Genomic DNA, 22,753 nt, shown 5'->3' with positions numbered 1-22,753 from the left:
GCCCGATCGCCGCTGCGCCGGATACAGGAGATTGTTCAAGCATGACCGCACCTCGCGCGCCCGGCCGGCGCCGTTTTCTCGCCGCAACCGTCGGCGCCATCGGCGTGACGCTGTCGCTCGCCGCGTGCGCGTCGACATTCCCGTTCATCCCCGATCACTACACGTTCTCGCGCGGCGACGTGCAGAAAGCCGTCGCGCGCAAGTTCCCGTACCAGAAGACGGTCGCGCAGGTCGTCGACGTGTCGCTCGCGAACCCGGCCGTCAACCTGCTGCCCGACCAGAACCGCGTCGCCGTGCAACTCGACGCGAATTTCGCGAGCCCGTTCCTGCGCGCGCCCGTCAGCGGCAAGTTCACCGTGTCGGGCCAGCTCGCGTACGACGCGCCGAGCCGCTCGGTCGTGCTGAAGGCGCCGTCCGTCGACAGCCTCGTGCTCGACGGCGACGCGCAGATGTATGCGCAACAGGTCGGCGCGGCCGCCGGCCTGCTCGCGACGCAGGTGCTGACCAACTATCCGATCTACACGTTCAAGCCCGAACAATTGCAATTTGCCGGGGTGAACTACGAACCCGGTACAATTACGATTCTTACAAACGGCATACGCGTGGCGATCGTCGAAAAATGACGTCGAACCGCGCGGCCGAGCGGGCCGCGCGGCAACCTGGCCCTTCCTTTCGACCATTTCGGAGTTGGGCCACGGATGGACTGGATCCTGATCTGCAAGGCATTGATCCTCGGCGTCGTCGAGGGGCTGACGGAATTCCTGCCGGTGTCGAGCACCGGTCACCTGATCGTCGCGGGCAGCTTCCTGAATTTCAACGATTCGCACGCGAAAACCTTCGACGTCGTGATCCAGTTCGGCGCGATCCTCGCGGTCTGCTGGGAGTACCGGCAACGGATCGCGTCCATCGTCTCCGGGCTGCCGAGCCGGCCCGACGCGCGGCGCTTCACGCTGAACGTCGTGATCGCGACGATTCCCGCGATCGCGCTCGGCCTGCTGTTCGAGAAGAAGATCAAGGCCGTGCTGTTCTCGCCGGTGCCCGTCGCGTTCGCGCTCGTCGTGGGCGGCGCGATCATCCTGTGGGCCGAGGCGCGGCAGCGCGAGCGCGGCGAGCCGCCGCGCGTGATGTCGGTCGATGCACTGACGCCGCTCGATGCGCTGAAGGTCGGCATCGCGCAGTGCTTCGCGTTGATTCCCGGCATGTCGCGGTCGGGCTCGACGATCATCGGCGGGATGCTGTTCGGCCTCGACCGGCGTGTCGCCACCGAATTCTCGTTCTTCCTCGCGATTCCGATCATCTTCGGCGCGACGCTTTACGAAACCGTGAAGGACTGGCAGGCGTTCACCGTCGATTCGCTCGGCCTGTTCGCACTCGGGCTCGTCGCTGCGTTCGTCAGCGCGTTCGTGTGCGTGCGCTGGCTGCTGCGTTACGTCGCGACGCACGATTTCACGGTGTTCGCGTGGTACCGGATCGCGTTCGGGCTGTTCGTGCTGCTGGTCGGGTACAGCGGCTGGTTGAACTGGGCGTGATGCAGATACGGAGGCGGGCGCGCTTCCGATAAAAAACGGCCCGATCGGCAGATGCCGGTCGGGCCGTTTTGTCGTCCGGGGCAGAGCGACGTGCGCCGCCTCGGCGGAATGGCTCAGCCTGCGCGCTTGCGGAACACCAGGTCCCACACGCCGTGGCCGAGCCGCAGCCCGCGCCGTTCGAACTTCGTCACCGGGCGATAGTCGGGCCGCGGCGCATAGTCGGCGGCCGTGTTTTCGAGCGTCGGTTCCGCGCCGAGCACTTCCAGCATCTGTTCCGCGTAGTTCTGCCAGTCGGTCGCGCAGTGAATGTACGCACCGGGCTTCAGGCGCGATGCGAGATGCGCGACGAGCGGCGGCTGGATCAGCCGGCGCTTGTGGTGGCGCGCCTTGTGCCACGGATCGGGGAAGAAGATATGCACGCCGTCGAGGCTTTCCGGCGCGAGCATGTGCTCGAGCACTTCGACCGCGTCGTGCTGGATGATGCGGATGTTCGACAGGTTCTGCTCGCCGATCAGCTTCAGCAGCGCGCCGACGCCCGGCTCGTGCACCTCGACGCCGAGGAAGTCGTCGCCAGGGCGGTTCGCGGCGATTTCCGCGGTTGATGCACCCATTCCGAAGCCGATCTCGAGGATGCGCGGCGCGCTGCGGCCGAACACTGCATTCCAGTCGGGCATTTCCGGCACATACGGGACGACGAAGCGCGGGCCGAGCTCGTCGAGCGCGCGGCGCTGGCCGGTCGACACGCGGCCGGCGCGCGTGACGAAGCTGCGGATGCGGCGGTGGTGCAGCGGGTTGACTTCGTCGGCGCCGTCGGCGGCTTCGTCGGGAATGGCGTCGTCGTGCGGCGGCAGGCCGGCTTCGTTCGGATCGTCGTGCATCATCGGTGACAGAGAAAGGCTTTGTTGCGGGCGAAGGCCCGTTGCGCGAAGCAGTGCGCCGGGGGAACCGGCACATGGTACAAAAAAGCCGCCTTCGACGAGGCGGCTTTTGCGCAGGCTGCGATGCAGCCGGAAAGTGGAGCGGGCGATGGGAATCGAACCCACGTCATCAGCTTGGGAAGCTGAGGTAATGGCCATTATACGACGCCCGCAGAACGGCGGATTGTACAGGGTTTGGCGTGGGGATGGCAAGCGGGTGGTTTTGGGCGGTGGCAGCGAAACTGGCATGGATGGAGCGTGGGGCGGTGGCATCGCCGAGAATGGTCGTCAAAGATCGGCCAAAAACGGCTCGTCGACGCAATTTGCTCGATTGGTTGAATCCGCAAATAGCCGGGGCCATTCCGCCCAAGCCAGGGGCAGCGAACAGGCAGCGCGCTTGCAGGCGAGTCGGTGTCGAAAATAGACGAGTCGGTGTCGGAAGCACGCAAGCCCCGGAAACGCTTCCGAACTAACGTGACGGATCACTTACCCGATCGTTTGGAGCTGACATGTCCGATTTCATCACCGTTTTGCGCGAAACCTGCCCGACTCCGGTCCTTGACGCGACCAAGTGGAAGCGCATCGGCGGCGATCCGCACACTGTGAACCTCAACGCTTACGTCTCCAAGGACGGCAGCAAGATCATGGGCACCTGGATCTGCACCCCGGGCAAGTTCGAGGTGAACTACGAGAAATGGGAGTTCTGCCATTTCCTCGATGGCTACTGCATCATCACGCCAGAAGGCGAGGAGTCGGTGCACCTGAAAGCCGGCGATGTGTTCGTGATCGAACCCGGCATGAAAGGAACCTGGGAAGTGGTGGAGACGGTGCGCAAGTACTTCGTCTTCGCCTGAGCGGGCTTGTAGATTCGACCACGCATATCGTCGTCGTCCGGATACCTTCCCGGTTCGCGGCCTCTGTCATCGCGGCCCTTGCATGTTGCAAGGGCCCATACACATTTAAAACAAGACGACGCCCGCAGAACACGTGATTCGACACGCAACCACACCGAAATGGCAACGGGACGATTCTGACCGGTTGAACGGCTGCCGTGTTCGCGATATCGGTCCGCGGCATCTTCGCCGTGACCCAGGCCGACTTCTCGGCGACCGTACAGCCGCGGCGGCGCGATCGCCGACACCGGTAACGAACGCCTGCAACCGGCCGCGCCAGCGCCTATGATGCAGCAGTCCGCCCACCGTTCCAGCGACAGCGCGTGAGAACCATCCGCATGCGCCGGACGTCCACCGGAACCCGACCATGCGCATCACCGCCGTCCGCGAGCAAGCGATCCCCGTCTCCCGCTACGCCGACCCGGCCATTCCCTCCGGCGGCCTGACGACGAGTGTCGTCACGGTCGTCACCGATGTCGTGCGCGACGGCCGGCCCGTGACGGGCTACGGCTACGCATCGGTCGGCCGTTTCGCGCAGGGCGGCCTGATTCGCGAACGGTTCGCGCCGCGCCTGCTGGCCGCGGCCGACACGCTCGCCGACGAAGCCGGCACCAACCTCGACCCGTTTAGCGCATGGCGCGCGATGATGGCTGGCGAAAAACCCGGCGGACACGGCGAACGATGCGTCGCGGTCGGCACGCTCGACATGGCGATCTGGGACGCCGCCGCGAAAATCGCCAACCTGCCGCTTCATCGCTTTCTCGCCGACCGGCTCGCACGCACGGCAGCGCCACGCGTGCGCGTGTACGCGGGCGGCGGCTACCGCTATCCGCATGACGATCTCGCGCGCCTGTCGGACGAGATGCGCCGCATTGCCGATCTCGGCTACACGCACGCGAAGATCAAGATCGGCGGCGCGGATCTCGATCAGGACCGACGACGCATCGAAGCCGCCGCTGCCCAGCTCGTCGACAGCTCGCATCTCGCGGTCGATGCGATGAACACATACGACGCGACGACCGTGCAAGCCGCCGCGACGATGCTCGCGCCGTTCGACCTCTGGTGGTTCGAGGACATCTGTGACCCGCTCGACCTACCGCTCCAGGCGGAGCTTGCCGCGCGATACTCACCGCCGATCGCGGCCGGCGAAGCGCTGTTCTCGCTCGCGGAAGCGAAGCTGCTCGACCGCTACGGCGGCCTGCGCAACAACCGCGACGTGCTCGTGTTCGATCCGGTGCATTGCTACGGGCTGCCGGGCTATCTGCAGATCGTCGACCACTTCGTGTCGCGCGGCTGGCGGCGCGACGCGTTCTGGCCGCACGGCGGCCACCTGTTTTCGCTGCACGTCGTTGCGGCGCTCGGGCTCGGCGGCGCGGAAGTCAATCCGTTCGCGTTCCATCCGTTCAGCGGACTGGCCGATGGCGAAACCGTCGACGCCGGCTACGCACGCGTAGCGCAAGCACCCGGCATCGGCTTCGAACTGCATGCCGACGCGCACAACGCGTTTCGCAAGCTATCGGGCCGCTGACGCCTGAAGCGCATCGATCGCGAAACGTACCGCGAAGCCGAGCATCATCACCGCGACGAAGAAATCGAGCACGCGCCATGCGAGCGAACCATGCGCGGCACGCGCCCGCGCCGCGCCGGTCACGCGCGGCCGACATCGCCGGCCGCCCACTCCGTCCGCCGCCCGAGCATGTCGAACAGCCGCACGATCTCGGCCTTCACCTTCTGCACCGCGTTGCTGACGAGCGCCGTATCGTGCCAGCACAGCGACAGGTCGCGCGCGAACAGCCGGTGCGCGACCGTCGACAGCTTGAGCTTGCGTTCCTCGATTTCGACGTGCGCGGCCGTCCACGGCAGGATCGTCACGCCGAGTTGCGCCATCACGGCCGCGAACAGCAGCCCGGTCGAGCTCGCCTCGAAGCTGATCTCGTACGACAGCCCGGCCTCGCGCATCGCCCAGTCGACGCGGTTGCGGATCGTGTTCGGTGCGCTCGGCAGCACGAGCGGCATCCGCGCGATCGTATCGAGCGGCACGGGATCGTCCGGCACCGGAAACCCGGGCCACGTGATCAGGTACAGCGTTTCCGTCAGCAGCCGGTGGATCGCGATGCCGCGCGTGTTGACCGCGTCGACGACGATCGCGAGATCGAGCCGCGCACGCTCGAGCAGCGTGTCGAGATCGGCGCTCGGCGCCTCGATCAGCTCCAGCATGATGCCCGGATAGCGGTCGCGCACCGCGCGTGCGAGCGGAATGGCCAGCACGCGCGCGGTGCTCGACGGCATGCCGACCGTCACGCGGCCCTGCGGCGTATCGGCGTCGCGGCGCAGCAGCTCGCGCGTGCCGTCGGCCTGGCGCAGCAGTTCGAGCGCATGCTGGTACAGCGTTCGGCCGGCGGCGGTCGGCGCGACGCCGCGCACGCTCCGTTCGAGCAACTGCATCCCGAGATCCTGTTCGAGATTGCGCATCTGCTGGCTCACCGCGGGCTGCGCGACATGCAGCGCCTCGCTCGCATGCGTGACGTTGCCGCATTCGACGACCTTCACGAAATAGCGCAACTGTCTCAAGTCCATCGCCGCCGTCTCCCGATTCAAGCCATAAGCCAATCCGATCGATCAAGATGAATATCATATTTTTCGGCGATCGAAGGTATTTCTATACTCGTCTCACAAAAGAGCCAGCCTGCCGGCCATCCCGGACCGGACGCGGCAACAGCGCCGGCCCCGCCGGCAAGGAGACGAAGATGTTCAAGGCGATCGACGCGCCGGCGGCCGGCGCGAAGCCGCGGCGCACGCCGCTCACGCGCGAGCAGGTCAAGGGCTTCTGGGCCGTGTACGCGGGCTGGGTGCTCGACGGCGTGGATTCGGTGATCTACGCGCTCGTGCTGATTCCCGCACTGACCGAACTGCTGCCGGCATCCGGCATCGCGGCGACGCCCGCGAATCTCGGGATGTACGGCTCGATCCTGTTCGCGCTGTTCCTGATCGGCTGGGGGCTGTCGTTCGTCTGGGGGCCGCTCGCCGACCGCTTCGGCCGCGTGCGCACGCTCGCCGCGAGCATCCTGATCTATTCGGTGTTCACCGGCGCGGCCGCGTTCGTGCACGACGTGTGGGCGCTGGCCGCTTGCCGGCTGATTGCCGGGATTGGCGTCGGCGGCGAATGGGCGCTCGCGGGCACCTACGTCGCCGAGAGCTGGCCGGAGGACCGCCGCAAGATGGGCGCCGGCTACCTGCAGACGGGCTACTACTTCGGCTTCTTCATCGCGGCCTGCCTGAACTACACGATCGGTGCGACCTACGGTTGGCGCGCGATGTTCCTGTGCGGGCTGGCTCCCGCGCTGCTCGCGGTGTTCACCGTGATGCGCGTGAAGGAGCCGGGGCAGTGGCGCCGGCACGACGCGCGCGACGGCGACGTGGCCGACGCGCGGCGGGCGCATCCGCTGCGCGAGATCTTCGCGCCGGCGTTGCTGCGCCGCACGCTGACGAGCGCGAGCCTCGTCGGCGTCGCGATCGTCGGGCTGTGGGCCGGCTCGGTCTACGAGGCGAGCGCGGTCAGCACGCTGGCGGCGCGCGCGGGCATCGATCACATCGGCGCAATGCGGCTTGCATCGGTCGGCGCGGCGATCCTGTCGTGCGCGACGATCGCCGGCTGCCTGGTCGCGCCGTGGCTGTCGGAGCGGCTCGGCCGCCGCGCGGCGCTCGGCGTGTATTTCACGGGCATGGCCGGTGCGATCGTGTTCGCGTTCGGCTGGGCGTTCTACCAGCCGAACGGGCTCACGGCGTTCATGGTGTCGCTCGCGTTTCTCGGTTTCTTCGGCGGCAACTTCGCGATCTTCTCGCTGTGGCTGCCCGAGCAGTATCCGACGCGCGTGCGGGCGACCGCGTTCGCGTTCAACGCGTCGGTTGGCCGCTTCATCGGCGCGGGCGTGAACTTCCTGCTCGGCGCCGCGATTCACGGCTACGGTTCGCTCGGCGTACCGGTCGCGTGGACCGCGGCCGCCTTCGTGCTCGGCATCCTGATCCTGCCGTTCGCGGTCGAAACGCGCCACCAGACGCTGCCCGAATGAGCGGCGCGCCGCGATCGCACGGAAGCACGCAACATCCAGTCATCAATATCAGGAGTCCGGAATGCAGGCATTACAAGGAATCAGGGTCGTCGATCTGAGTCGCGCGCTGTCGGGGCCGTTCTGCTCGATGGTGCTCGCCGATCTCGGCGCCGACGTGATCAAGGTCGAGTCGGGGCCGAACGGCGACATGAGCCGCGCGTGGGGGCCGTTCGATCGCGGCGTGAGCACGTACTACCTGTCCTGCAACCGCAACAAGCGCGGCGTCTGCGTGGATTTCCGGCAGCCGGCCGGCCTCGACGTCGTGCGGCGGCTGATCGCGCAGGCCGACGTCGTGATCGAGAATTTCAAGGCCGGCACGATGGACGCGATGGGGCTCGGCTACGCCGCACTGAGCGCGCGAGATCCGCGGCTCGTGATGGGCAGCGTCACCGCGTTCGGCCCGCGCGGCCCGTTGCGCGACTGGCCGGGCTTCGACCAGATCGCGCAGGGCTATGCGGGGCTGATGAGCCTCACCGGCTTCCCGGACGGCGAGCCGACCCGCACCGGCACCGCGATCGGCGATCTCAGCTCGGGGATGTGGGTCGCGACCGGCGTGACGGCCGCGCTGTTCGAGCGCGAGCGCACGGGGCGCGGGCAGCATGTCGGTACGTCGCTGCTCGAAAGCCTCGTCGCGCTGCTGAGCGTGCACGGGCAACGCTACCTGAGCCTTGGCGACGTGCCGCGCCGTACCGGCAACGCGCATGCGGTGATCGCGCCGTACGGCGTGTTCGAGACGGCCGACGGGCCGCTCAACCTCGCGCCGATCACGACCGACATGTGGCTGCGGCTGTGCCGGTTGCTGGATCTGTCCGAGCTGCCGAACGATCCGCGCTTCGCGACCAACGATGCGCGCGTCGAGCACCGCGACGCGCTGAAGGCACTGCTCGAAAGCCGGCTGCGCACGCGCGGCAAGCGCGAATGGACGCAGCGTTTCGTCGAGGCTGGGCTGCCGGCCGGGCCGATCAATACGCTCGACGAAGTGTTCGACGATCCGCAGCTCGCATACTGCGGGCTGGTCGAACCGGTCGCGCATCCGACGCTCGGGACACTGCATCAGGTCGTCACGCCGCTCGGCGGGATGGGCGACGAAGTGCCCGCGCCGCGCACGCGCCATGCGCCGCCGCTGCTCGGCGAGCATACGGTCGACGTGCTGCGCGAAGCGGGCTACGGCGACGACGCGATCGACGCACTGTTGGCCGGGCGTGTGATCTTCCAGGCGGAAGCGATGGCGGAGGCCGTGCAATGACCGATACGACGAAACACGAAAGCGCATCGCGCGTGACGGTCGACATGATCGGCGAGCGGATCGCGCGCGTGCGGTTCGCGAATCCGGCGCGGCGGCATGCGCTCGACGCGCCGTTGCTCGATGCGCTCGTCGCGCGCCTCGATGCGCTTGCCGAGCTGGGTCCACCGCCCGTCGTGATCCTGTCGAACGACGGCAGCGGCGACGTGTGGAGCGCGGGGCACGACCTGCGCGAACTGGCCGACGACCGCGATCCGCTCGCATACGACAAGCCGCTCGAACGGGCGCTGCGGCGCGTGCGGACCTATCCGGGCGCGGTGATCGCGGCGGTGGCGGGATCGGCGTGGGGCGGGGCGGTCGATCTCGTGATGAGCTGCGACCTGGTCGTCGCGGCGCGCGACGCGCGCTTCGCGATGACGCCCGCGAACATCGGCCTGCCGTATTCGACGAGCGGCCTGCTGCGCTTCTACGACAACCTGCCGATCCACGTGCTGAAGGAGATGTTCTTCTGCGCACAGCCGCTCGATGCGGAGTGCGCCGCGCATCACGGGCTCGTGAACCGGCTGGCCGACACGGGTGGCGTAGACGATGCGGCGCTCGACGTCGCGCGCACGATCGCCGCGAAGGCGCCGCTCGCGGTGCACGCCGTGAAGGAGCAGTTTCGCGTGCTGCAGGACGCACGGCCGTTGCCGGTCGATGCGTTCGAGCGGATCGCCGAGCTGCGCCGGCACGCGTGCGAAGGCGCGGATTTCGACGAAGGGCTGCGTGCGTTTGCGGAGCGGCGCGCGCCGGTGTTTCGCGGCGTCTAGGCGTTCAGGTGTTCGCGTGGCGCGGCGTTGAGGTGCGACGGCGGTATGCGCTACACGCCGCCGATCGCGTGCACGCCGACGAGCAGCAGCGCGCCCGCCACGATCAGCAGCAGCGCGTGAATGCGCGAAACCATCACGCACAGCGTCGATGCGACCGCGATCGCGCGTGCTGGCCAGCCGCCGTCGAGCGCCTGCAGCAGCACCCACACCGACGCGACGATCATGCCGGCCGCGACCGGACGCAGGCCGGCTTCGAGCGCGATCTGCCAGCGCGCGCCCTGGTGTCGCCGCCACAGGTGCGCGACGCCGTAGATCAGGAACGCGGTCGGGCCGAACAGCGCGAGCGTCGCGATCACCGCACCCCAGAAGCCGGCCACCTGCCAGCCGATCAGTGTGGCAAGCAGCGAGCCGGGGCCGGGCGCCATCCGCGCGATCGCGAAGTCGTTCACGAACTGCGTGGCGGTCATCCAGTGATGCACGTCGACGATCTGCCGCTGGAGGTCGGCGATGATCGTCTGTCCGCCGCCGATCGTCGCGATCGACAGCGGCGCGAACACGCCGAACAGCGCGGCGTAGCGTTGCGACGCGGTCATTGTCATGGCTTGTCGTTCCCGGTCGGCGCGGCGGCCGCGCGGCGGTATTCGAGCGCGACGCTCACCGTGCCGCCGACCAGCACGGTCCATACGAGCGGCCAGTGCAGCACCGCGACCGACACGAAGGTGAGCGTCATTACCGCGAACGGCAGCGCGCGGCGCGGCAGCCGGCGCACGGCCGTGATCGCCATCGAGATCGACAGCCCGATCGCCGCGGCCGCCGCGCCGGCGAGCGCGACATGCGTGAGCGGGAAGCGCGTGAGGGTCGAGAACGCGACGCCGAACAGCACGATCAGCACGGCCGGCGGCGCGATGATGCCGGTGAAGCCGGCCACCGCGCCGCGCCATCCGGCGAGCCGGTAGCCGATCCAGATCGCGAGGTTCTTCACGTTGACGCCCGGCAGCGCCTGCGACAGCGCGAGGCCGTTGAGGAACGCCTCTTCGTCGAGCCAGCGCCGCTCGTGCACGAAGTCGCGCATCATCCGCCCGCTGAGCCCGCCGCCGAAGCTGGTCAGGCCTATCTGCGCGAACGCGACGAACAGCGCGAGGACGCCGGGCGGCGGTGCATCGCCTGCGGGCGGTGCAGGCGGAATCTTGGCGGAGGGCGAGGGCATCGTGCGTGCGGCGCGTGGCGATCGGGCGGGCGCCCATGTTAGCAAGCGGCACCTGTCAGCACGCTGACATCGGTGCGGCGTTGGCGTGATGAAAGCCCGCAGTCGAGGTCCTGCGCAACAGCACGGATTCGAACCGCTGCCGCTATGCTCGCACGACCGTCACGCCGGCGGCCTCGATCGGCTTCGTCAGCGCGGCTTCGGTTTCCTTCTCGACCACGACGGTTTGCGCGAGCGTGATGTCGCCGATCACGAACTGCGACGCCGCGCGCAGTTTCGACTGCGACGCGAGCACGACCGTCTCGGCCGCGCGTTCGGCCAGCGCGCGCTTGATCGCCGCTTCCTCGAAATCGCCGGTGCTCAGCCCCGCGACCGGATGCACGCCTGTGACGCCCATGAAGTAAAGATCAGCATGGATGCGCGCGATGCCTTCCATCGCCGCGGCGCCGACCGCGACGATCGAATGCTTGTAGAGCCGCCCGCCGATCAGGATCACGTCGATCGACGGATGCGCGGCCAGCGCGACGGCGACGCTCGGGCTGTGCGTGACGATCGTCGCGCGCAGGTCGGCCGGCAACTGGCTGACGAGCAGCGCCGACGTCGTGCCGCCGTCGACGATCGCCACTTGCCCGGGCGCGATCATCTGCGCGGCCCGCCTTGCGATGCGCCGCTTTTCCGCCGTTTCGAGCACCTCGCGCTGCGCGAACGACGCGACGGCCGGCGACGCCGGCAGCGCGCCGCCATGCACGCGCTGCAGCAGGCCTTCGGCCGCCAGCTCGCGCAGGTCGCGGCGGATCGTGTCGTCGGACACACCGAATTGCGCGCTCAATTCGACCGCCAGCACTTGGCCGTCGCGCGCGAGCGTATCGAGGATCGCTTTCTTGCGTTGCGTCGTCAGCATCGTGTTTGCACGAAATTTCTTGAAGTTGCACGAATATGCACGTTACCATGGGCGCCGTCTTTTGTCGAATGGGAGGTTGCGATGGCTGCAACGCGGGATCGCGTGCGCATCGTCGATACGACGGTGCTGTCCGATGACTGGTATGTGCTGAAGAAGGTGACGTTCGATTTCCTGCGCCGCGACGGAACGTGGCAGCGCCTGAGCCGCGAGACCTACGACCGGGGCAACGGCGCGACCATCCTGCCGCGCAATGCCGGCACGGGCGACGTGCTGCTGACGCGGCAGTTCCGGATGCCGGCGTTCGTCAGCGGGCACGACGGGATGCTGCTCGAAGCCGCTGCCGGCCTGCTCGACGACGCGACGCCCGAAGCACGCATCCGCGCGGAGGCCGAGGAGGAGACCGGCTATCGCGTGCGCGGCGTGCGCAAGGTGTTCGAGGCGTTCATGAGCCCTGGGTCCGTGACGGAGAAGCTGCATTTCTTCGTCGGCGAATACGATGCGTCGCTGCGCACCGGCGACGGCGGCGGCGTCGCGGAAGAGGGCGAGGATCTCGAGGTCGTCGAGATGCCGCTGCAGGCGGCGCTGGACGCGGTCGAGCGCGGCGAGATCGTCGACGCGAAGACGATCATGCTGTTGCAGTACGTCGCGCTGCGGGAAACCGCCGGCGCGCGCACGGCATGACGCCGCTGCTCGTGCTGGTCGCCGGCCCCTATCGCAGCGGCACGGACGGCGACCCGGCGCGCATCGCCGCGAACCTGCACCGGCTGGAAGCGGCGGCGCTCGCCGTGTATCGCCGCGGGCATGTGCCGATGATCGGTGAATGGGTGTCGCTGCCGCTCGCGGTCGCGGCCGGGTCGCGGCAGGTCGGCGACGAGATCAGCGAGGCGTTCCTGTATCCGGCCGCGCACCGGCTGCTGCGGCGCTGCGATGCCGTATGGCGGATCAACGGCGCGTCGCGTGGCGCCGATGCGGACGTCAGCCTCGCGCGGCAGCTCGGCAAGCCGGTCTATTTCTCGGTCGACGAGATTCCGGTCGCGCAAGACGATTTGGATGGCTGAGCAGGCGGGGAGGCGGGCGGATCGCGACGTTGCCCGGGCTTCGCTGCGTCGGCTGCAGCGGGAAAAGCCGGGCGCCGCGCGGACTCACGACGTTGCGATCGCGTCGTGCCTGTGCATCGCGCATGCGGCACGGCACCCGAACCGGCGTATGATCGCGACGCCGCCCGCGCACCGTTCGACGTTACCGCCGCCCCATCATGCCGTTCCCCGATTCCGACGACTCCACCGCTGCCGCCGCGCAGCTTCCCGCCGATCTCGTCGCTGCCGCCGTTGACGCGCTCGCGCGCGCCGACGCGTTGCTCGTGACGGCCGGCGCGGGCATCGGCGTCGATTCCGGGTTGCCCGATTTTCGCGGCACGGACGGCTTCTGGCGTGCGTATCCGGCGCTGCGCCACGAGCGTTTCGAATTCCACGAGATCGCATCGCCGCACGCGTTCCGTGCGCGTGCGCAACTCGCGTGGGGGTTCTACGGGCACCGTCTCGCGCTTTACCGCGCGACGGTGCCGCATGCGGGTTTCGCGATCCTGCGTCGCTGGATCGACGCGATGCCGAATGGCGGCTTCGTGCTGACGAGCAACGTCGACGGCCAGTTCCAGAAGGCCGGCTTCGATCCGACTCGGATCGTCGAGATCCACGGCTCGATTCACGCGATGCAGTGCCTGCGGCCGTGCTCGGACGACACGTGGGACGCGGCGCCGTTCGTGCCGGACGTCGACGAAGCTACCTGCCGGCTGGTCGGCGAAGCGCCGCGCTGTCCGCGCTGCGGGGGCCTCGCGCGGCCGAACATCCTGATGTTCGGCGACACCGGCTGGCTCGGCGCGCGCTACGACGCGCAGGAACGTGCGCTGGAAGACTGGATCGCGTGGGCCGGGCGTGTCGCCGTGGTCGAGATCGGCGCGGGTACCGCGATTCCGACCGTGCGCCTGCTGAGCGAGCGGCTCGGCGCCGACGTGATCCGCATCAACGCGCGCGAAGCGCATGCGCGCCGTGCGGACGTGATCGGGTTGAAGGGCGGTGCGCTGGCGACGCTGACCGCGCTCGACCGCGCATGGCGCGGCGGCTGAACGCCGCGCCGCGGACCGACCGGCGGCGGCCGCGCGGCTAGGGCTGGGCGACGAGCGCCTGCACGAGCGCAGGTGCCTGAGGCGAACCGAGACCCGTCACGTAGTCGTAGCCGCCGGCTGCGTTGCAGACGCTGCCGCAATTGCCGTTGGACCCGGTCGTCACGTCGTGAAAATCGCTGCCGTACGCGGTTTTCCCGACCGTATAGAGCGAGTCGTAGGTGCCGCTCAACCGGCTCTTGCCGGCCGCCGCGCGCAGCGAATTCGCGATCGCGACGAGCGCCGACCATTGCGGCGCGCCCGCGCTCGTGCCGCCGACCTGGAACCAGCCCGCCTGCCCCTGGTAGGTGACCGAGTCGTACACCGCGAAACCGCTGGACGGATTCGCGTCGTAGCTGACGTCGGGCACGCCGCGCTTACCGGCGACCGGAACCGGCCACGCGGTCTGGCCGGCCGGCTCGGCCTCGACGGTGCTCACGCCGCCGCCGCTGCCGCTCCACGCCGCCTCGCCGACGTAGTTGCCGTACGCATCGATGGACAACGTCGTGCCGCCCACCGCCACCACGTACGGCGACGCGGCCGGGTATTCGGTCCCGGTGCCGCTGTCGCCGGACGACGCGACGAACGTGACGCCCGCGACGTTGAAGTGGCTGTCGAAGCCGGTCTCGCTGCCGAACTCGCTGCCGCCGAAACTCATCGACACGACCGACGCGCCGCGCGTGACCGCGACGTCGACCGCGGCCAGCAGGTCGCTGAAGCTGGCCGACGCGGCCTCGACGAGCATGATCTTGGCCTTCGGCGCGATCGCATGCACCCATTCGACGTCGAGCGACATCTCGAGCGCCCAGCCCGAATCGGTCCTGGGCCGTGTACCGCGTGCGTACACCTTGGTGAAACAACCGTTCGACGACGTGCAGGCCGGCAGCGAGAACGCGTTGCTGAACACGCCGAGATCGGCCTCGATCTTCGGGTCGTCGTACGCGTCGACGATCGCGACGACCATCCCGTCGCCCTGGTTGGCGATCGTGTCGAACCCGTACGCGTGTCGGGCGAGCGCGGGCGTGAGGCCGGATATCGAAGCCGTGCTCGCGCGCGGCTTCGTGTGGAACGGTGGGCGCGCGTATCCTTTCGGCGCGCGGTTGCCTTCGACGTAGGACGGCGGTCCGTTGCCGTCGGCGAGCGCGACGCTCGATGCGAGCAGCGACGCACACAGAGCCGGAATCAACATGAATGACGGGCGGATATTGTTCATTTTTCGAGTCTCCATGTCGATGGAGTGGGTTGGCGGAACAAGTCTACAAAATCGGCAAAGTCAATTGCATGGAATATCGGCCGAATACGGGAATGTCTGATAAGGGAAACTACGCGGAAGCCCCGTGAAATATGGGATTTTCAAGGTTGGCACACAGCGTGCGAAGCGGCTTTGCCGATTTTGAAAATGCGGCTAGATAATCAATCTGTTTTTTTAATTTATTTGTAATGTCCTGCGTAATGCATCGGAAAATATCGAGTGCGGCGGATTCGCGGGAATAATGAAATGCATCGCGCCCGTGCGACACGATCCGGCGTATGACGGCCCGCTCCGCCGGCGTTGCCGCCGCGGCGCGATTCCGCATACAGTTCAGCGTAGGCCGCATCCGCCACGCGGCGTCGTCAGCGAGGAGTGCCCTTGTTCTATTCGATCGTCGCGATCTTCGTCGGCGCCGGGCTCGGCGCGTTGCTGCGCTGGTTCCTGAGCCTCGCGCTCAACGAATTCTTTCCCGAGGTGCCGCTCGGCACGCTCGCCGCGAACCTGATCGGCGGCTACGTGATCGGCATCGCCGCCGTCGTGTTCACGACCCGCGTCGGGCTGCCGCCCGAGTGGCGGCTGTTCGTGATCACGGGCTTCCTCGGCGGCCTCACGACGTTCTCGACCTATTCGGTCGAGGTGATGACGCATGCGTTGCAGGGCGAATTCGGATGGGCGTTTGCGGTGGCTGCCCTACACTTGACTGGATCGTTCGCGCTGACGGCGCTCGGCATGTGGACCGCGCGCGCGTGGCTCGCGGCGGCCTGAGCGTGCCGCCATCGGAGGGAGCGATGGACAGGGTGTTCTTGCGTTTCTATGTGCACGAGCAGCACCGGCTGCACTGGAAGCCGCTGTGGGAATGGCTGCTGGAGGAGGCGAACCGGATGGGCGTCGCGGGCGGTTCCGCGTTTCGCGCGATGGCCGGCTTCGGCCAGCATCGCGTGCTGCATGAGGACCGCTTCTTCGAGCTGCAGGGTTCGCTCGCGATCGAGGTCGAATTCATCGTCACCGAGGACGAGGCGCAGCGTTTGCTCGAACGGTTGTCGCGCGAGAAAGTGCGCGTGTGCTACGCGATGATTCCTGCGCGCTTCGGCGTGATCGACACGCTCGGCGTGCCGCCGGCGCAGGGGCCGGCGGCGTAGGGGCAGCGGCGTAGGGGGCAGCGTCGGTCAGATGCCGAAGATCGTCAGCGACACGGCGGCGCGCGTGACGATCATCAGCAGCACCTGCACGATCACGAACAGCAGGATCGGCGACAGGTCGATGCCGCCGAGGTTCGGGATGATGCGGCGCAGCGGGTTCAGGAACGGCGCGGTGAGCTGGTAGAGGATCGGCATCGCCGGCGAGCGCGGGTTGAGCCACGACAGCAGCGCCATCAGGATCGTCATCCAGATCACGAGGTTGAGCGCCCACTTCACGACGGTGAGCAGCGCGACCACGACCAGCGTCGGGATCACCGCGGCCGGGTCGAAGCCGGCCATCACGACCATCAGCACGACGTAGACGAGTGCGGTCAGCAGCGCGGCGACGACGCTGGCCCAGTCGATGCCGCGTACGCCCGCGATCACGCGGCGCAGCGGCAGCACGAGCCAGTTGGTCGCCTGCAGCACGGCCTGCGTGACGGGGTTGTACGGCGGCACGCGGACGGCCTGCATCCAGACGCGCAGGATCAGCGCGGCGCCGAACAGCGTGAAGACGGTATTGAGCAGAAAACGGGCGATCTCGCCGAACATCGTTGGCATCCTTTTTATACAGTCGAGTAGCGTGCGGCCGCCAACGCCGGATGGCGGCGCATCGGCCGACACCTTATCACGCCTCGTCTTGCGACGGGGAGGGGTGTGCGGCCGTGCGCGCGAGCGATGTTTCGACGGCTTCGGCGAGCGCCGGCAGCGACGCCGGCGGCGCGGCACGCTTCGCGGCGAGCGCGACCGCACGGCGCGTCATCAGCGCGTACAGCGTCGCGTGATCGCCGCCACGCGCTTCGAGCAGCGCGAGCTGGCGTTCGACGATGCCGGTATCGCCGCGCGACACCGGGCCGGCGAGCGCGTTCGCGAGCCCCTTGTCGCGCGCGGTTTCGATCGTGCCGGCGAGCATCGGCAGCAGTGCGCGCAGCGCGGCTTCCTCGTCGAAACCGAGGCCGCGCCACAGCTCGACCGCTTCCGACAGCCCGCACAGCGCGAAGCTCGCCGCGTAATGCGCGGCCGCGTGATAGAGCATCCGGCCGCCGGCCGGAATCGACAGCGGATGGCAGCCGAGTGCGGCGGCAAGTCGCATCAGCGTCGCGTGCAGCGCGCCGTCGGCTTCGATCGTGACCGAGCAGCCATCGATGCGTGCGAGGTCGGCGTCGGTGCCGCCGAACAGGTAGAGCGGATGGAAGCCGCCGGTGGCCGCGCCTTGCCGTTTCGCCGGATCGAGCAGCGCGACCGCCGACGCGCCGCTGCAGTGGACGACTGCCTGACCGGCGGCGCGCGATGCATCGAAGCGGAGCGCCGCGGCGGTCGACGCGAGATGGTCGTCGGGAACCGTCAGGAAGATCAGGTCGGCGGCGTCGGCGACCTGCTGCGGCGTGTCGACGGCTCGGCAGCCGGCGATGCGCGCGGCGAGCGCCGCGGCCGATTCGGGCGTGCGGCTCGCGATCGCGACAACGGGAAAGCCGGCCTGCGCGAAGCGCTGCGCGACGCAGCGCGCGAGGCGGCCGGCGCCGATGAAGCCGAGACGGGGTGTGTCGGGAAGAGGCATGGCGGCGGACGTAAGCGAAAACGAAGCAGCCGCCAGTATCGCAGGAATGAAGGTGTGGTCGTGGAAGGTCGATTGCCGCGCGGACGCATGTGTTCATTACCGGCGTGCGGCACGATTCGCACGCGTATGGTGTCCGGCATTACGGTTGAATTCCGATCGATGAATCGACCCCGAAACATGTCGTGCGCGCGGTCCTCTTGAATCGTCGGCGTCCTGTTTCAAATTTGTAATCGTTCATTACGTGCGCGTGCCCGCCGCGCGTGCCGTATCCGGTAAGACTGACCGGCCGTCGCGTCGCGCCCCGACTCGTCGGACGGAATCGCGCGACCCGCAAGGGTCGCCGCAGGCCGCGGAAGCCACGCCGCACGGCGGCTCCGGCCGCCTGCAATTGCAATTTGCAACAAATGCGAAACACGCGAGAGGCGGGTTTTCGCTACATTGCTTCCATGCGACGTGCATGCCCGCCGTTGCCGACAGGAGCGCATAAAATACCGCTCCAGCAGGAGAATCGAAGTGAAAAAGCTCATTCCGTTCATCGCCGCCGCCGCGCTGGGTCTGGGTGCCGCAAGCGCCGCGCAGGCTCACGTGTCGATCGGGGTCGGCATCGGTATCCCGGTTGCGCCCGCGTATCCCGTTTATGCACCGCCGCCGCCCGTGTACTACGCGCCGCCGCCCCCGCCCGTGTACTACGCACCGGCACCGGCCTACTATGCGCCGCCGCCCGCCGTGGTCGTCGGCGGCTACGGTGGTTACTACGGTCGTCCGTACTGGCGTCATGGTTACGGCGGCTGGGGCCATCACGGCTACTGGCGTCGCTGATCCGTCCCGCGCGGCCTGACCGCGCGTGGCAAAACGGCGCAACGTCCCGCGAGGGGCGCTGCGCCGTTTTTTATTAGTGCCGCCGCTCGACGCGCGGCTCGTGCAGGTCGGCTTCGCTTACGCCGCGTGCGCGATCAGGTCGCGGTAGCCGCCGACGATCACGCTGTACGAGAAATACGCAAACAGCAGCGCCGACGCGACGTGGCACGCGCGCATCAGCCCGGCGCCCGCGCGCTTGCGGCCCTGGCTCGCGAGCGTGCACATGAAGAGCGTCCACGCGAGGCCGCCGAGGAAGAAGCCCGACAGGAACACCGACGCGGTGGCCGGCGTGGTCGCGCCGGCTTTCGCGATCAGTGCGCCGCCGACCGCCGCGAACCACAGGATCGCGCTCGGCGACGACATCGCGAGCAGCATCCCGCGCAGGAAACTGCGCCGCGCGCTTGCGCGCGGCGGCGGTGCCTCGTCCGCGTCGTCGGCCGCCCTGGCCGGCGCCAACGCTTCGCGCGTCATCTTCCACGTGAGGAACAGCAGCACGGCGCCGCCGCCGATCCACACGATCCAGCGCACGGCCTCGAACTGCAGCAGCACGGCCATCCCCGCGAGCGCGAGCGCCGCGTAGAGGAGATCGCCGACGCACGAGCCGACGCCGAGCCAGAAGCCCGGCCGGAAGCCATGCGACAGCGTCAGCGACAGCATCGCGACGTTCACGAGGCCGATGTCGAGACACAGCGACAGCGACAGGAAGAAACCGTCGGACAGCATCGAGGCGGGAGGAAAGCTCATCTTCGTCGTTCTGGTGATGGGTGCGATGCACGGGCCGGCGGGCGCCGGCCGTACGGCCTCAGAGTCCGATCTCCTGCCAGAGCCGGTCGACGCGCGCCTTCACGGCCGCATCCATCTCGATCGGACGGCCCCATTCCCGGTTCGTCTCGCCGGGCCACTTGTTGGTCGCGTCGAGCCCCATCTTCGAGCCGAGACCGGCAACCGGCGACGCGAAATCGAGATAGTCGATCGGCGTGCTGTCGACCATCACCGTGTCGCGCACGGGGTCGACGCGCGTCGTGATCGCCCAGATCACTTCCTTCCAGTCGCGGATGTTCACGTCCTCGTCGACGACCACGATGAACTTCGTATACATGAACTGCCGCAGGAAGCTCCACACGCCGAACATCACGCGCTTCGCGTGGCCCGCGTAGCTCTTCCTCATCTGGACGATGGCCATCCGGTAGCTGCAGCCTTCGGGCGGCAGGTAGAAGTCGGTGATCTCCGTGAACTGCTTCTGCAGCAGCGGCACGAATACCTCGTTGAGCGCGACGCCGAGCACCGCGGGCTCGTCGGGCGGTTTGCCCGTGTAGGTCGAATGGTAGATCGCGTCGCGGCGCATCGTGATGCGCTCGACGGTGAACACAGGGAACCACTCCTGCTCGTTGTAATAGCCGGTGTGGTCGCCGTACGGCCCTTCGAGTGCGTGTTCGTACGCGGCGGACGCGTTGCCGGCCGGCCGCGGCGGCGCGCCGGCCGGAGCGGGAGCAGGGGGGCCGTCCTGCGGATGGATGAAGCCTTCGAGCACGATCTCCGCGCGCGCGGGCACCTGCAGCGTGTCGACGCCGGGTGTCAGGCACTTCGCGAGCTCGGTGCGGCTGCCGCGCAGCAGGCCGGCGAACTGATATTCGGACAGCGAATCGGGCACGGGCGTCACCGCGCCGAGCGTCGTGGCCGGATCGGCGCCGAGCACGACCGCGACCGGATACGGCTTGCCGGGGTTCTGCAGCGCGAATTCGCGGAAGTCGAGCGCGCCGCCGCGATGCGCGAGCCAGCGCATGATCAGCTTGTTGCGGCCGATCAGCTGCTGGCGGTAGATGCCGAGGTTCTGGCGCGACTTGTTCGGACCGCGCGTGACCGTCAGGCCCCACGTGACGAGCGGCCCCGCGTCGCCGGGCCAGCAGGTCTGGATCGGCAGCTTGTGCAGGTCGACGTCGGCGCCTTCCCAGACGATCTCCTGGCACGGCGGCGACGACACCGACTTCGGCGCCATGTCCCACACGGCCTTCGCGAGCGACAGCAGCTTGCCGGCGTCCTTCAGGCTCTTCGGCGGGTCGGGCTCCTTCAGCGCGGACAGCAGGCGCCCGAGATCGCGCAGCGAGCCGAGCGCGGCATCGTCGCCTGCATCGACGCCCATCCCGAGCGCGACGCGGCGCGGTGTGCCGAACAGGTTGCCGAGCACGGGAAACGCATTGCCGGGCGGCGCGTTGAACAGCAGCGCAGGGCCGCCGGCGCGCAGCACGCGGTCGCACAGCTCGGTCATTTCGAGCACGGGCGACACGGGTTGCGTGACGCGCCGCAGTTCGCCGAGCGCCTCGAGGCGTTGGATGAAATCGCGTAAGTCTTTGTATTTCATGAAGAAGGTCCGGGCCGCCCGCATGGCGGGCGACGGTGGGCGGGCGCAGCGGCCGGCTGCGGCCCCGAATCGACCGACGATTTTACCCGGGCCGCCGCATGGACGCCCGGCCGCGAAAAAAGTCGATCGCGCGCAAACCCCCTACGGCACGGGGCTCCCGATCTGAAGGGCGGCTTTAAATTACTTTTTGTTATGATTTTTAGATTTTATAGTGTTGACGATCTATAAAACCCTGCTAGAATCCGCTCACATTGGTTGCAGGGTAAAAGGCTTCGAGCCGCCAATCACCGATCTTTGACGCAGCGCGTCACCGTCCGCCGAACCCTGCACGGCGTATTCGACGGCCTTAGTCGTAGTCCCAGCCAGCGCTACCAGACGCTGGTTTTTTGCGTGGGTGCCACCGCGTATGCCCGTCTCGCCCAGTGTGCGAAGGCGTCGGCCTTCTTACACCGTGGCCTCGAACGGTACTTATACCGTTTCCCCGATGCTTGCACGTCCCAACCAAGGCGTGCGGCGTCGTGATTCCGCGGCGCGTTTCTGTCTCGCCATCGAGCTGAGCGAGCCGCACGAGTCATGTTCATGGGAGATGATCTGAATGAACGCTTGGTTATCGTGGCGTCCCACTGAGCAGCATGCGCAAATCGTGCGCAACATGCTGCGTCGCGGGACGCGTGTCAGTCACCATCTATTCAGCGTTGTCGGCTGTCTCGCTGTCGCGGTTGCACTTGCACTGTGGCTGCTGCCAACCGTGCGCGGCACGCTTGCCGCGAAGCTGATGCCGGTCGTATCCGCGGCCGTGCAGGCCGGGCCTGCCCGTTTGCTGTCCGGCCATCCGCTGCCGAACTTCGCGCCTGCCGGCGCGCAGCCGCAGCAGGAAGAGAGTCCCGAAACGGACGCGCTTGCGGTCGGCCTCGATGTCGCACCGGAAGCCGCTGCGCAGGGCGATGCGTCCGATCCGGCCCGCAACGGCCCGTCGCCCGTCGCGCTCGCGAAACTGATCCCGACCCAGCGGGTGCCGGCCGACGCGCGCGACGATCGTGCGCTCGCGTCGAACCGCGAACAGGCGCTCGTCGCGACCTATCTGTCGCGCCGTTACCGCATCGCACAGGAGCCGCTCGGCCAGCTCGTCAAGGCCGCGTTCCAGACCGGCCGTGACGTCGGCCTCGATCCGCTGCTGCTGCTGTCCGTGATGGCGATCGAGTCGGGCTTCAACCCTTACGCCGAAAGCGGCGTCGGCGCGAAGGGCCTGATGCAGGTCATGTCGAAGGTCCATTCCGACAAGTTCGAGTATTTCGGCGGCACCGATACCGCACTGCAGCCGCTCGCGAACCTCCAGGTCGGCGCGCTCGTGCTGAAGGACTGCATCGCCCGCGGCGGCTCGCTCGCGAACGGCCTGCGGCTGTACAACGGCTCGACGAACCCCGACGACAACGCATACGGCGCGAAGGTGATGGCCGAGCGCGGCCGGCTGCGCGACGTGTCGCACGGCCGCAGCGTGCCGGTCAATGCACCGCAGGCGCCGGCGAAGCCGATCGTCACGGCCGCTGCCGTAACGGCATCGGCAGGCGGCGCGAAGCGCGTGCGTGCGACGCTCGAAACCGCGACGTCGGCGAAGACGACGGCGTCGAAGGAAACGTCGCCGCAGGACGACGCGAGCGTCGATACCGCGAAGCAGGCGCACGGCGACCATTCGGAGCTCGGCGCGTAACCTGACGCGTACCGCGCGGTTCCGGCCGGCAGGAAATGAAAAAGGCACCCGATGCGGGTGCCTTTTCCTTTTGTGGC

General features: G+C 68.0%; 24 protein-coding genes and 1 tRNA gene. 14 read left to right on the top strand and 11 right to left on the bottom strand.

Annotation, left to right across the window (positions count from 1 at the left end; translation table 11 throughout):
• Positions 1 to 41 precede the first annotated feature (41 nt).
• Positions 42 to 623, top strand: a complete 582-nt coding sequence (locus ACNQQL_RS17200; protein ID WP_347064850.1) for a DUF1439 domain-containing protein — start codon at positions 42 to 44, stop codon at positions 621 to 623.
• Positions 624 to 698: 75 nt separating this feature from the next.
• Complete coding sequence (locus ACNQQL_RS17195) at positions 699 to 1,529, top strand: undecaprenyl-diphosphate phosphatase (RefSeq protein WP_034182924.1); 831 nt, start codon at positions 699 to 701, stop codon at positions 1,527 to 1,529.
• A gap of 113 nt (positions 1,530 to 1,642) precedes the next feature.
• Here the strand turns inward: ACNQQL_RS17195 and trmB are convergent, their stop codons facing one another.
• Positions 1,643 to 2,410 carry a tRNA (guanosine(46)-N7)-methyltransferase TrmB gene (gene trmB / locus ACNQQL_RS17190; RefSeq protein ID WP_347064849.1) on the bottom strand — a complete coding sequence of 256 codons (768 nt, stop codon included), beginning with the start codon at positions 2,408 to 2,410 and terminating at the stop codon, positions 1,643 to 1,645.
• Positions 2,411 to 2,544: 134 nt separating this feature from the next.
• Positions 2,545 to 2,619, bottom strand: a tRNA-Gly gene (locus tag ACNQQL_RS17185).
• Between the two features lie 336 nt (positions 2,620 to 2,955).
• Here ACNQQL_RS17185 and ACNQQL_RS17180 point away from each other — a divergent pair.
• A complete protein-coding gene (locus ACNQQL_RS17180) occupies positions 2,956 to 3,300 on the top strand; it encodes a cupin domain-containing protein (RefSeq protein ID WP_047900015.1) in 345 nt (114 codons plus the stop codon).
• Positions 3,301 to 3,706: 406 nt separating this feature from the next.
• The gene (locus tag ACNQQL_RS17175) at positions 3,707 to 4,867 is read left to right on the top strand and encodes an enolase C-terminal domain-like protein (RefSeq protein WP_347064848.1); all 1,161 of its coding nucleotides are present in this window, start codon (positions 3,707 to 3,709) and stop codon (positions 4,865 to 4,867) included.
• 119 nt (positions 4,868 to 4,986) lie between these two features.
• On the opposite strand, the gene ACNQQL_RS17170 is transcribed toward ACNQQL_RS17175, so the two are convergent.
• Positions 4,987 to 5,916 (bottom strand): LysR substrate-binding domain-containing protein, encoded by a 930-nt coding sequence (locus ACNQQL_RS17170; protein ID WP_347064847.1) that lies wholly within the window; start codon positions 5,914 to 5,916, stop codon positions 4,987 to 4,989.
• A gap of 170 nt (positions 5,917 to 6,086) precedes the next feature.
• Here ACNQQL_RS17170 and ACNQQL_RS17165 point away from each other — a divergent pair, with 170 nt between their 5' ends.
• From ACNQQL_RS17165 to scpB, 3 genes are all read left to right on the top strand, one after another.
• Entirely contained in the window at positions 6,087 to 7,409 is a 1,323-nt protein-coding gene (locus tag ACNQQL_RS17165) for an MFS transporter (RefSeq protein ID WP_072436145.1), read from the top strand.
• A 61-nt stretch (positions 7,410 to 7,470) separates the two neighbouring features.
• Positions 7,471 to 8,694, top strand: a complete 1,224-nt coding sequence (locus tag ACNQQL_RS17160) for a CoA transferase (protein ID WP_347064846.1) — start codon at positions 7,471 to 7,473, stop codon at positions 8,692 to 8,694.
• Positions 8,691 to 9,500: a methylmalonyl-CoA decarboxylase gene (gene scpB, locus ACNQQL_RS17155; RefSeq protein WP_347064845.1), complete on the top strand. Its 810-nt coding sequence runs from the start codon at positions 8,691 to 8,693 to the stop codon at positions 9,498 to 9,500. Before ACNQQL_RS17160 ends, scpB begins: the two co-directional genes overlap by 4 nt.
• 50 nt (positions 9,501 to 9,550) lie before the next feature.
• Here the strand turns inward: scpB and ACNQQL_RS17150 are convergent, their stop codons facing one another.
• From ACNQQL_RS17150 to ACNQQL_RS17140, 3 genes are all read right to left on the bottom strand, one after another.
• Entirely contained in the window at positions 9,551 to 10,093 is a 543-nt protein-coding gene (locus tag ACNQQL_RS17150; protein WP_347064891.1) for a chromate transporter, read from the bottom strand.
• 2 nt (positions 10,094 to 10,095) lie between these two features.
• Positions 10,096 to 10,707 (bottom strand): chromate transporter, encoded by a 612-nt coding sequence (locus ACNQQL_RS17145; RefSeq protein WP_347064844.1) that lies wholly within the window; start codon positions 10,705 to 10,707, stop codon positions 10,096 to 10,098.
• Between the two features lie 142 nt (positions 10,708 to 10,849).
• Positions 10,850 to 11,605 (bottom strand): DeoR/GlpR family DNA-binding transcription regulator, encoded by a 756-nt coding sequence (locus ACNQQL_RS17140; protein WP_347064843.1) that lies wholly within the window; start codon positions 11,603 to 11,605, stop codon positions 10,850 to 10,852.
• 81 nt (positions 11,606 to 11,686) lie between these two features.
• On the opposite strand from ACNQQL_RS17140, the gene ACNQQL_RS17135 reads away from it, so the two are divergent.
• The 3 genes from ACNQQL_RS17135 to ACNQQL_RS17125 all read left to right on the top strand — a co-directional run bounded on the left by ACNQQL_RS17135 (position 11,687) and on the right by ACNQQL_RS17125 (position 13,727).
• Positions 11,687 to 12,286 (top strand): NUDIX domain-containing protein, encoded by a 600-nt coding sequence (locus ACNQQL_RS17135; RefSeq protein WP_347064842.1) that lies wholly within the window; start codon positions 11,687 to 11,689, stop codon positions 12,284 to 12,286.
• The gene (locus ACNQQL_RS17130) at positions 12,283 to 12,663 is read left to right on the top strand and encodes a DUF4406 domain-containing protein (protein WP_347064841.1); all 381 of its coding nucleotides are present in this window, start codon (positions 12,283 to 12,285) and stop codon (positions 12,661 to 12,663) included. The genes ACNQQL_RS17135 and ACNQQL_RS17130 overlap by 4 nt, the downstream gene beginning before the upstream one ends.
• Positions 12,664 to 12,860: 197 nt before the next feature.
• A complete protein-coding gene (locus ACNQQL_RS17125; protein WP_347064840.1) occupies positions 12,861 to 13,727 on the top strand; it encodes an SIR2 family NAD-dependent protein deacylase in 867 nt (288 codons plus the stop codon).
• Positions 13,728 to 13,764: 37 nt separating this feature from the next.
• On the opposite strand, the gene ACNQQL_RS17120 is transcribed toward ACNQQL_RS17125, so the two are convergent.
• The gene (locus ACNQQL_RS17120; protein WP_416392643.1) at positions 13,765 to 14,952 is read right to left on the bottom strand and encodes a S53 family peptidase; all 1,188 of its coding nucleotides are present in this window, start codon (positions 14,950 to 14,952) and stop codon (positions 13,765 to 13,767) included.
• 441 nt (positions 14,953 to 15,393) lie between these two features.
• Here ACNQQL_RS17120 and crcB point away from each other — a divergent pair, with 441 nt between their 5' ends.
• Complete coding sequence (crcB, locus tag ACNQQL_RS17115; protein ID WP_034182940.1) at positions 15,394 to 15,780, top strand: fluoride efflux transporter CrcB; 387 nt, start codon at positions 15,394 to 15,396, stop codon at positions 15,778 to 15,780.
• Positions 15,781 to 15,803: 23 nt separating this feature from the next.
• Positions 15,804 to 16,154: a DUF190 domain-containing protein gene (locus ACNQQL_RS17110; protein ID WP_347064838.1), complete on the top strand. Its 351-nt coding sequence runs from the start codon at positions 15,804 to 15,806 to the stop codon at positions 16,152 to 16,154.
• Between the two features lie 27 nt (positions 16,155 to 16,181).
• Here ACNQQL_RS17110 and ACNQQL_RS17105 read toward each other — a convergent pair whose 3' ends face one another.
• Together ACNQQL_RS17105 and ACNQQL_RS17100 are read right to left on the bottom strand one after the other, a co-directional pair.
• Complete coding sequence (locus ACNQQL_RS17105) at positions 16,182 to 16,745, bottom strand: YggT family protein (RefSeq protein ID WP_072436135.1); 564 nt, start codon at positions 16,743 to 16,745, stop codon at positions 16,182 to 16,184.
• A 76-nt stretch (positions 16,746 to 16,821) separates the two neighbouring features.
• On the bottom strand, positions 16,822 to 17,751 hold the full coding sequence (locus ACNQQL_RS17100; protein ID WP_347064837.1) for a Rossmann-like and DUF2520 domain-containing protein: 930 nt from the start codon (positions 17,749 to 17,751) through the stop codon (positions 16,822 to 16,824).
• A gap of 513 nt (positions 17,752 to 18,264) precedes the next feature.
• Here ACNQQL_RS17100 and ACNQQL_RS17095 point away from each other — a divergent pair.
• The gene (locus tag ACNQQL_RS17095; RefSeq protein ID WP_027783774.1) at positions 18,265 to 18,570 is read left to right on the top strand and encodes a hypothetical protein; all 306 of its coding nucleotides are present in this window, start codon (positions 18,265 to 18,267) and stop codon (positions 18,568 to 18,570) included.
• A 117-nt stretch (positions 18,571 to 18,687) separates the two neighbouring features.
• Here ACNQQL_RS17095 and ACNQQL_RS17090 read toward each other — a convergent pair whose 3' ends face one another.
• On the bottom strand, positions 18,688 to 19,353 hold the full coding sequence (locus ACNQQL_RS17090) for a LysE family translocator (protein WP_072436132.1): 666 nt from the start codon (positions 19,351 to 19,353) through the stop codon (positions 18,688 to 18,690).
• A gap of 58 nt (positions 19,354 to 19,411) precedes the next feature.
• Positions 19,412 to 20,968, bottom strand: coding sequence for a UbiD family decarboxylase (locus tag ACNQQL_RS17085; RefSeq protein ID WP_347064836.1), 1,557 nt, complete (start codon positions 20,966 to 20,968; stop codon positions 19,412 to 19,414).
• Between the two features lie 595 nt (positions 20,969 to 21,563).
• Here ACNQQL_RS17085 and ACNQQL_RS17080 point away from each other — a divergent pair.
• Positions 21,564 to 22,676, top strand: a complete 1,113-nt coding sequence (locus tag ACNQQL_RS17080) for a lytic transglycosylase domain-containing protein (protein WP_174417811.1) — start codon at positions 21,564 to 21,566, stop codon at positions 22,674 to 22,676.
• Positions 22,677 to 22,753: the final 77 nt, after the last annotated feature.

This window comes from Burkholderia sp. LFS061, from assembly GCF_047978125.1.
GTDB lineage: Bacteria > Pseudomonadota > Gammaproteobacteria > Burkholderiales > Burkholderiaceae > Burkholderia > Burkholderia pyrrocinia_C.
This window is presented reverse-complemented; position numbering and strand designations above follow the sequence as displayed.

Excerpts from the sequence above, each read along its gene's own strand:
- ACNQQL_RS17200 (WP_347064850.1), top strand. The coding sequence starts at position 42 with ATGACCGCACCTCGCGCGCCCGGCCGGCGCCGTTTTCTCGCCGCAACC.
- ACNQQL_RS17195 (WP_034182924.1), top strand. The coding sequence starts at position 699 with ATGGACTGGATCCTGATCTGCAAGGCATTGATCCTCGGCGTCGTCGAG.
- trmB (WP_347064849.1), bottom strand. The coding sequence starts at position 2,410 with ATGATGCACGACGATCCGAACGAAGCCGGCCTGCCGCCGCACGACGAC.
- ACNQQL_RS17180 (WP_047900015.1), top strand. The coding sequence starts at position 2,956 with ATGTCCGATTTCATCACCGTTTTGCGCGAAACCTGCCCGACTCCGGTC.
- ACNQQL_RS17175 (WP_347064848.1), top strand. The coding sequence starts at position 3,707 with ATGCGCATCACCGCCGTCCGCGAGCAAGCGATCCCCGTCTCCCGCTAC.
- ACNQQL_RS17170 (WP_347064847.1), bottom strand. The coding sequence starts at position 5,916 with ATGGACTTGAGACAGTTGCGCTATTTCGTGAAGGTCGTCGAATGCGGC.
- ACNQQL_RS17165 (WP_072436145.1), top strand. The coding sequence starts at position 6,087 with ATGTTCAAGGCGATCGACGCGCCGGCGGCCGGCGCGAAGCCGCGGCGC.
- ACNQQL_RS17160 (WP_347064846.1), top strand. The coding sequence starts at position 7,471 with ATGCAGGCATTACAAGGAATCAGGGTCGTCGATCTGAGTCGCGCGCTG.
- scpB (WP_347064845.1), top strand. The coding sequence starts at position 8,691 with ATGACCGATACGACGAAACACGAAAGCGCATCGCGCGTGACGGTCGAC.
- ACNQQL_RS17150 (WP_347064891.1), bottom strand. The coding sequence starts at position 10,093 with ATGACCGCGTCGCAACGCTACGCCGCGCTGTTCGGCGTGTTCGCGCCG.
- ACNQQL_RS17145 (WP_347064844.1), bottom strand. The coding sequence starts at position 10,707 with ATGCCCTCGCCCTCCGCCAAGATTCCGCCTGCACCGCCCGCAGGCGAT.
- ACNQQL_RS17140 (WP_347064843.1), bottom strand. The coding sequence starts at position 11,605 with ATGCTGACGACGCAACGCAAGAAAGCGATCCTCGATACGCTCGCGCGC.
- ACNQQL_RS17135 (WP_347064842.1), top strand. The coding sequence starts at position 11,687 with ATGGCTGCAACGCGGGATCGCGTGCGCATCGTCGATACGACGGTGCTG.
- ACNQQL_RS17130 (WP_347064841.1), top strand. The coding sequence starts at position 12,283 with ATGACGCCGCTGCTCGTGCTGGTCGCCGGCCCCTATCGCAGCGGCACG.
- ACNQQL_RS17125 (WP_347064840.1), top strand. The coding sequence starts at position 12,861 with ATGCCGTTCCCCGATTCCGACGACTCCACCGCTGCCGCCGCGCAGCTT.
- ACNQQL_RS17120 (WP_416392643.1), bottom strand. The coding sequence starts at position 14,952 with ATGTTGATTCCGGCTCTGTGTGCGTCGCTGCTCGCATCGAGCGTCGCG.
- ACNQQL_RS17110 (WP_347064838.1), top strand. The coding sequence starts at position 15,804 with ATGGACAGGGTGTTCTTGCGTTTCTATGTGCACGAGCAGCACCGGCTG.
- ACNQQL_RS17105 (WP_072436135.1), bottom strand. The coding sequence starts at position 16,745 with ATGTTCGGCGAGATCGCCCGTTTTCTGCTCAATACCGTCTTCACGCTG.
- ACNQQL_RS17100 (WP_347064837.1), bottom strand. The coding sequence starts at position 17,751 with ATGCCTCTTCCCGACACACCCCGTCTCGGCTTCATCGGCGCCGGCCGC.
- ACNQQL_RS17090 (WP_072436132.1), bottom strand. The coding sequence starts at position 19,353 with ATGAGCTTTCCTCCCGCCTCGATGCTGTCCGACGGTTTCTTCCTGTCG.
- ACNQQL_RS17085 (WP_347064836.1), bottom strand. The coding sequence starts at position 20,968 with ATGAAATACAAAGACTTACGCGATTTCATCCAACGCCTCGAGGCGCTC.
- ACNQQL_RS17080 (WP_174417811.1), top strand. The coding sequence starts at position 21,564 with ATGAACGCTTGGTTATCGTGGCGTCCCACTGAGCAGCATGCGCAAATC.